This is a genomic window from Frankia sp. Cppng1_Ct_nod (assembly GCF_920656135.1).
GTDB lineage: Bacteria > Actinomycetota > Actinomycetes > Frankiales > Frankiaceae > Protofrankia > Protofrankia meridionalis.
In genome coordinates, this window is record NZ_CAKKTK010000128.1 from 1 (window position 1) to 6,992 (window position 6,992).

The following is a 6,992-nucleotide window of genomic DNA, read 5'->3' on the forward strand; positions in this document are numbered from 1 at the left end:
CTGGTCGACAGGCTGCGTCCGCCCCGGTCGAGTGAGGACCCGGCAGCCGCCGCGACCATCGGGATGGGCCTGCCCCGGGCCGCCAGAGCGTCACTGGGAACAGTGGGCCTTGGAGCCGCGAACCTCGGCGCCGCGAGCGAGGCGTTCGCCGCCGGCTGGGGGCTGTTGGCCCGGCCCGCGGCATGGGCCGGGCTGCCCGTGGGAGGCCCGCTCGTGATGCCGCCGATCGGTCGGATCATCTGACGACCTTCGGCGCGGTCCGGCGGGCATGTCTCCTCTAGATCGCCTTGGTGTGGCACCAGCCCACGGACCTCGTGGGCCTGACCGGCTCTGTGTCGGTTCGGCGTGGCGTGCCGAACGCGTGTGGCCGGGGGTGCGCTGACGATAGTCTCGGCCGGGCCGTGTTTGTCGGCGGCGCCGATGTGCGTTCGCCGTCTGTCCGTCCTGCCATGAAACCTGTTTGAATCCCGTCGGATGCGCCACCCCGGAGGTCGAGACCCGTGCCGTCCATCGAGGCCGTAGGAGCCCGCGAGATCCTTGATTCGCGGGGCAACCCCACCGTCGAGGTAGAGGTCGTCCTGGAGGACGGCACCCTCGGCCGTGCCGCCGTTCCGAGTGGCGCGAGCACCGGCGCCTTCGAGGCTGTCGAGCTGCGCGACGGTGATGACCGCTACGGCGGTAAGGGGGTGGCGCGGGCGGTGACCGGCGTCATCGACCGCATCGGCCCGGAGATCGTCGGGTTTGAAGCCACCGAGCAGCGGATTCTTGACCTGACCCTGCTGGACCTGGACGGGACGCCGGACAAGTCCGCCCTGGGCGCGAACGCGATCCTCGGGGTAAGCCTGGCGGTCGCGAAGGCCGCGGCCAAGGCGTCCGACCTGCCGTTGTTCCGCTACCTGGGTGGGCCCGGCGCGCATCTGCTGCCGGTGCCGATGATGAACGTCATCAACGGTGGCGCGCACGCCGACACCAACGTCGACATCCAGGAGTTCATGATTGCCCCGATCGGGGCGTCGACTTTTGCCGAGGCGCTGCGCTGGGGTGCGGAGACCTACCAGGCGCTCAAGAGTGTCCTGAAGACCCAGGGGCTGGCCACCGCGGTCGGTGACGAGGGTGGCTTCGCCCCGAATCTGCCCGCGAACCGTGCCGCCCTTGACCTGCTGGTGGAGGCCATCGGCAAGGCGGGGTTCCGGCCCGGGGAGGACATCGCACTCGCCCTTGACGTCGCCTCGACCGAGTTCTTCTCCGACGGCTCCTACCGGTTCGAAGGTGCCTCGCGTAACGCCGAGTACCTGAGCGACTATTACGCGGAGCTGGTGGCCGCCTACCCGATCGTCTCGATCGAGGACCCGCTTGCCGAGGACGACTGGGCCGGCTGGGTGCAGCTCACCGCACGGCTCGGTGAGGACGTGCAGCTCGTCGGTGACGACCTGTTCGTCACCAACCCGCAGCGTCTCGCCCAGGGCATTGCCGACAAGGCGGGTAACGCCCTGCTCGTCAAGGTCAACCAGATCGGGACGCTGACCGAGACGCTGGACGCGGTGTCGCTCGCGCACCGCAGCGGCTACCGGTGCATGATCTCGCACCGGTCCGGTGAGACCGAGGACACGACCATCGCCGATCTGGCGGTCGCCGTCGACGCCGGCCAGATCAAGACCGGTGCCCCGGCGCGCAGCGAGCGGGTCGCCAAGTACAACCAGCTGCTGCGTATCGAGGAGGAGCTTGACGACGCAGCCCGCTACGGCGGGGCCGAGGCCTTTCCCCGATGGTCGCCGACGGCCGGGTGATCTCCGGTGGCGCGCCGCACCACGTTGACCACCCGTATGACTCTGCTGGTGGTGGTGATCTGCGTGCTCGTGCTGACCCTCGCCTACCCGCTGCGCCTCTACGTCCAGCAGCAGGGTCAGATCGACGAACTGGCGGCGAAGAACGCCGAGCAACGTAAACGGGTGGAGGCGCTGAAGACCAAGGTGGCAGGTTACGACGATCCCGAGTGGGCTCGGGACGAGGCACGGGTCCGGCTGCACTTCACCCAGCCGGGGGAGAAGATCTACCTGGTGCCGGCGGCGCCGGCAACGTCACCGGCGCCGGGCCGAGGTGTCGCCTCCACCGAGGCACCCTGGTTCTCCCGGCTCTGGTCCGGCGCGGTGGGCACGGGCCAGGCCACCGGTGGCACGGGAACAAGTGCTGGTCGGACCGGGGACGGCCAGGCGACCGCGGCGCCGGCCCCTTCGGTCTCCGCGCGATGACCGGACGTCCTGCCCGTGGGGCTGTCGGCGGCCCGGACGGCCCGAACGGCCCGGCCGGTGGTGATCCGAAGGCGGCGGCGGTGGTCGCCCGCCAGCTCGGCCGGGAGCCGCGGGCGATGCACCGGGTCGCCCACCGCTGTTCCTGCGGCCTGCCCGATGTGGTGGAGACCTGGCCGAGGTTGGACGACGGGACGCCGTTCCCGACGTTGTTCTACCTGACCTGTCCGCGGGCGGCGTCGGCGATCGGGCGTCTGGAGGCGTCCGGGTTGATGCGGGAGATGACCGAGCGGCTTGCCGTTGATCGTGACCGTGACGGGGATCTTTCCCGGCGTTACGAGGCGGCGCACCAGGACTACCTGGCCCGCCGGGATGCCCTCGAGCCGATGCCCGGCGTGCCGAGCGCCGGTGGCATGCCGAGCAGGGTGAAATGCCTGCACGTGCTGGTCGCGCACAGCCTGGCCGCGGGTCGAGGGGTGAACCCGTTCGGTGACGAGGCACTGGACCTCATCCCCGACTGGGGCGCCCGTGGCCCGTGCGTACCGGTCGAGTCCGATGGACAGGAGGCTGGACCCCCGTGACCCCCGTGACCCCCGTGACCCGCGTGGCCGCCATTGACTGCGGCACCAACTCGATCCGGCTGCTCGTCGCCGAGGAGGCCAGTGAGGCGGATGCCGGGCGCGCCCCCGCCGGGAGTTCACGAGACGGGAGTTCCGTTGGCCGGCGCTCCGGAAGTGGGCAGGGCGCCCCGCGTCTGCGTGATCTGACCCGCCGTATGGAGATCGTCCGACTGGGAGCCGGGGTGGACCGGACCGGTGAACTGGCTCCCGAAGCGCTGGAACGGACGTTCACGGCGCTGCGTGACTACGCTGCGGAGATCGACCGGTTTGGTGCATCCAAGGTCCGGATGGTGGCGACCAGCGCGACCCGGGATGCCCGTAACCGTGACGCGCTGGTGGACGGGGTCCGCGCGATCCTCGGCGTCGATCCGGAAGTGATCACTGGTGCGGACGAGGCCGCGCTGTCGTACGCGGGCGCCACCCGCGAGCTGCGCGGCCACTCGGAGCCGTTTCTCGTGGCCGACATCGGCGGCGGGTCGACCGAGCTGGTTCTGGGGGATGCGGAGAAGGTGCACGCTGCCAGGTCGGTGAATGTCGGCTGCGTGCGACTGGCTGAGCGACACCTGCACGACGACCCGCCCACGGCCGGGCAGCTCGCGGCGGTGGTCGCGGACGCGCACGCCGCGTTCGACCTGGCCGAGCAGACCGTGCCCATCCGCTCGGCCGCGACACTGGTCGGGGTTGCCGGGACGGTCACGACGGTGGCGGCTCTCGCCGCGGACCTGCCTGGTTATGACCCGGACCGCATTCATCTGTCGGTGACGGCCGCGTCGGACATCGCCGCGGTGGCTGATCGACTGGCTGCGATGTCGCATGCGCAGCGGGCCGCGCTCCCGGTGATGCATCCGGGCCGGGTCGACGTGATCGTCGCGGGTGCGTTGGTGCTGCGGACGCTGGTCGAGCGGGTGGGTGTGGCAGCGGTGGTCGCAAGCGAACACGACATCCTGGACGGCATCGCCTTCTCCCTGTTGCCCTAGCCAAAGAGTGGGCGATCATGGTTCTTCGCCCACTCGGAGGCCCCAGGGGACGTCTAGCCAAAGAGTGGGCGATCATGGTTCCTCGCCCGCTCGGAGGCCCCAGGGTACGTCTAGTCTTTCTGGTCATGGATGAGCATGCTGGGTGTTTCGACCAGGTCGAGGACCGGCGGCCGGTCGTGCCCGGCTCGGGGTGGCCGGGTGATCCCGCATCGGCCGGGACCGCGGTGGCCGGGACGGTCAGCGATGTTGAGCGGTTGGCTGTCACCGCATGCGACGCGGCCGAGCTGGACGCGCGGATGTCGGTGTGCCGGGCCTGTCCGCGCCTGGTCGACTGGCGCGAGCAGGTCGCGGGGCTGCGCCGGGCAGCCTTTGCCGGTGAGCGCTACTGGGGCCGGCCGGTTCCGTCGTTCGGCCCGGCTGACGCGCGGGTTCTGATCGTCGGGCTGGCGCCCGCCGCGCACGGAGGCAACCGCACCGGGCGAATCTTCACCGGCGACCGCAGCGGTGACTGGCTGTTTGCGTCCCTGTACCGGGTCGGGCTGGCGGAGCTTCCGACCTCAGTGTCAGCCGGTGATGGCCAGCGTCTTGTCGCCACGCGTGTCGTGGCCGCGGTCCGTTGCGCCCCACCGGCGAACAAGCCGACCACGACTGAACGCGACGCCTGCCGGGCATGGCTCGTCCGGGACCTTGAACTGCTGCGACCAACGCTGCGGGCGGTTGTGGTGCTCGGTGGGTTCGCCTGGACGGCGCTGTGGCCGGCGCTGGCACGGGCGGGTTACCCGGTGCCGTCGCCGCGCCCGGCATTCGGCCACGCCCGCCGGGTTGTCCTCGGCGATGTCGCGGTGCCCGCCGGGGCGGCAGTGTCAGGGTTTGAAATTGGATCAGTGAAGGGAAGAGTCGCCGAACATGGGGCGGGGTTGGTTGTCCTCGGCTGCTACCACCCGAGTCAGCAGAACACGTTCACCGGGCGGGTTACGACGCAGATGCTCGACGCCGTCCTTGGTGACGCGGCTGGTGTGGCCGGTGTCGGTGGTGTGGATGGTGTCGGTGGTGTGGATGGTGAGAAATAGCTGAACCACGATCGATGCATGCGTGGCCATGTTGATCTCTGCGTGTTGCATGTCACGCAAACACATGGCTTGCTGATCGTGTATCCGGAGGCATAGTGGCGTGCCGGCGGGTACCTTTTTTGTATGAGCTTTGGACAACCTCCGCACATCCTTGTTGTGGGTGGCGGTTACGTCGGTATGTACACGGCTTTGCGTCTACAGCGTCGACTTCGTCACGGCGAGGCGACTGTGACGGTGGTCGAACCCAACTCGTACATGACATATCAGCCGTTTCTGCCAGAGGCTGCGGCGGGTAACCTTGAACCGCGTCATGTCGTCGTACCGCTACGTAGAGTGCTGAATGGCTGCAGGGTGGTCAGCGGCAGCGTGACCGGCATCAATCACGCCGAGCGACGGGCGTATATTACGCCGAATCAGGGCACGCCGTACGAACTGCGCTATGACGTCCTCGTCGGATGCCCCGGGTCGGTCGCGCGGACCCTGCCGATCCCGGGTCTGGCCGAGCTGGGCATCGGTTTCAAGAGCGTGGCCGAGGCGATCTATATTCGAAACAAGGTCATCGAACGAATGGACGCCGCGGCGTCCAGCAATGATCCCCAGCTGCGGCGTCGAGCGCTCACCTTTGTGTTCATCGGCGGCGGGTTCGCTGGTATCGAGGCCATTGCCGAGCTTGAGGATATGGCGCGCGACGCCTGTAGTTTCTATCCCGAGCTCTCGCCGTCGGACATGCGCTGGGTAATGGTCGAGGCGAGCGGGCGGGTACTTCCCGAAGTTTCGCCGGCGATGGGCCTGTACACGCTGAAGCAGCTCGAACACCGCGGTATTGAAATGAAAATAAACACCCGGGTGCAGAGTCTCGTCGATGGTCATGTTGTTCTCGACAGCGGCGAGGAGTTCGACGCCGAGACCATTGTCTGGACCGCCGGGGTCAAGGCGCACCCGCTTCTTGCCAACACCGACCTTCCGCTTGACGAGCGGGGCCGTATCAAGGCGACGGCCTTCCTCCAGGTCGACGGTGTCGAGCAGGCATGGACGGCGGGTGACTGCGCCGCGGTTCCGGACCTCACGAAGGGTGAGGGCGCCACGACCAGCCCCTCCGCGCAGCACGCGGTCCGCCAGGCCCGGGTGCTCGCGGACAACATTCTTGCGGATCTCCGTGGCCTGCCGATCGCACCGTACGAGCACAAGTACGCCGGCAGCGTCGCCTCGCTCGGGCTCCACAAGGGCGTGGCCGACGTGTACGGGATGAAGCTGCGTGGCTGGCCCGCATGGTTGATGCACCGTACGTACCACCTCAGCCGGGTACCGACCTTCAACCGCAAGGCACGGGTGCTCGCGGACTGGACGCTGTCACTGTTCTTCCGACGGGAGATTGTCTCGCTGGGGGCTTTTGCCGACCCGCGGGCGAGTTTCCGGGAGGCCGCGAGCCCGTCAGCCCCAGCCCCGTCAGCCCGGACGGCGTCGCCGGCGCCCTCAGGCCCGACCTCGGCGGTTTCCGCGAAGCCGGCCGTGCACGGTGAGACAAACGGTTCCGGCGCGGCCGGCCGGAAGCTGCCCGCACCTGCAAGGACCGTGGGGCCGGCCAAGTCATCCGGGGAATCATCGGTGGCGTGACTGATCTGAGGGGCGCGCCTTGGAAGGCGAGTCATACCCGATTAGCACCAAATGCCCGCCGTGGGTGACTACGGCGGGCATTTCCATGAGCGGAGCGCGCTCGACGTGATCACGATCCTGGCCCGGGGCTGAGACCACCCGGGGCATCCGGGGCTGAGGCCCGGCCGGTGCTCGGACACGGTGCCCGCCGGTGGGAGCTGGGGGCGCAGGTACCGCGAGGGGCAGATCGGGATGTCTCCCGACAAGGTCCGCCTCCCACGGAGGCGGGTTCCCGGCGGACTCCGTCCCGTGCCGTCGATTGGGGCACCTTGGACCATGTTGTGATGTATTGCCTACAGCACGTGAGTTGATTGGGTGCGACTGTCACGATGAGTTGCCGGACGGGATGGAGCGGTCACTCCGTACACTTTCCCCATGTTGTCTCTTTCACAAATCCTACGTAGCGTGGTAGAAACATCTCCGATG

6 protein-coding genes and 1 pseudogene are annotated in these 6,992 nt (G+C 68.6%); all 7 read left to right on the forward strand.

Features of this window, described 5'->3' with window-relative positions:
* Positions 1 to 243 (forward strand): annotated as a pseudogene (locus tag NBW77_RS21475) (signal peptide peptidase SppA); the annotation flags it as partial.
* Positions 244 to 500: 257 nt separating this feature from the next.
* Positions 501 to 1,787 carry a phosphopyruvate hydratase gene (gene eno / locus NBW77_RS21480; RefSeq protein ID WP_131745337.1) on the forward strand — a complete coding sequence of 429 codons (1,287 nt, stop codon included), beginning with the start codon at positions 501 to 503 and terminating at the stop codon, positions 1,785 to 1,787.
* A 6-nt stretch (positions 1,788 to 1,793) separates the two neighbouring features.
* Positions 1,794 to 2,249: a septum formation initiator family protein gene (locus NBW77_RS21485; protein WP_349817062.1), complete on the forward strand. Its 456-nt coding sequence runs from the start codon at positions 1,794 to 1,796 to the stop codon at positions 2,247 to 2,249.
* Positions 2,246 to 2,827 (forward strand): DUF501 domain-containing protein, encoded by a 582-nt coding sequence (locus tag NBW77_RS21490; protein WP_131745338.1) that lies wholly within the window; start codon positions 2,246 to 2,248, stop codon positions 2,825 to 2,827. Before NBW77_RS21485 ends, NBW77_RS21490 begins: the two co-directional genes overlap by 4 nt.
* Positions 2,828 to 2,841: 14 nt before the next feature.
* A complete protein-coding gene (locus tag NBW77_RS21495) occupies positions 2,842 to 3,843 on the forward strand; it encodes a Ppx/GppA phosphatase family protein (RefSeq protein ID WP_131745395.1) in 1,002 nt (333 codons plus the stop codon).
* 125 nt (positions 3,844 to 3,968) lie between these two features.
* Positions 3,969 to 4,913, forward strand: coding sequence for a uracil-DNA glycosylase (locus NBW77_RS21500; RefSeq protein WP_131745339.1), 945 nt, complete (start codon positions 3,969 to 3,971; stop codon positions 4,911 to 4,913).
* Positions 4,914 to 5,090: 177 nt separating this feature from the next.
* Positions 5,091 to 6,527: an NAD(P)/FAD-dependent oxidoreductase gene (locus NBW77_RS21505; RefSeq protein ID WP_250280237.1), complete on the forward strand. Its 1,437-nt coding sequence runs from the start codon at positions 5,091 to 5,093 to the stop codon at positions 6,525 to 6,527.
* The last annotated feature ends 465 nt before the right edge of the window (positions 6,528 to 6,992 follow it).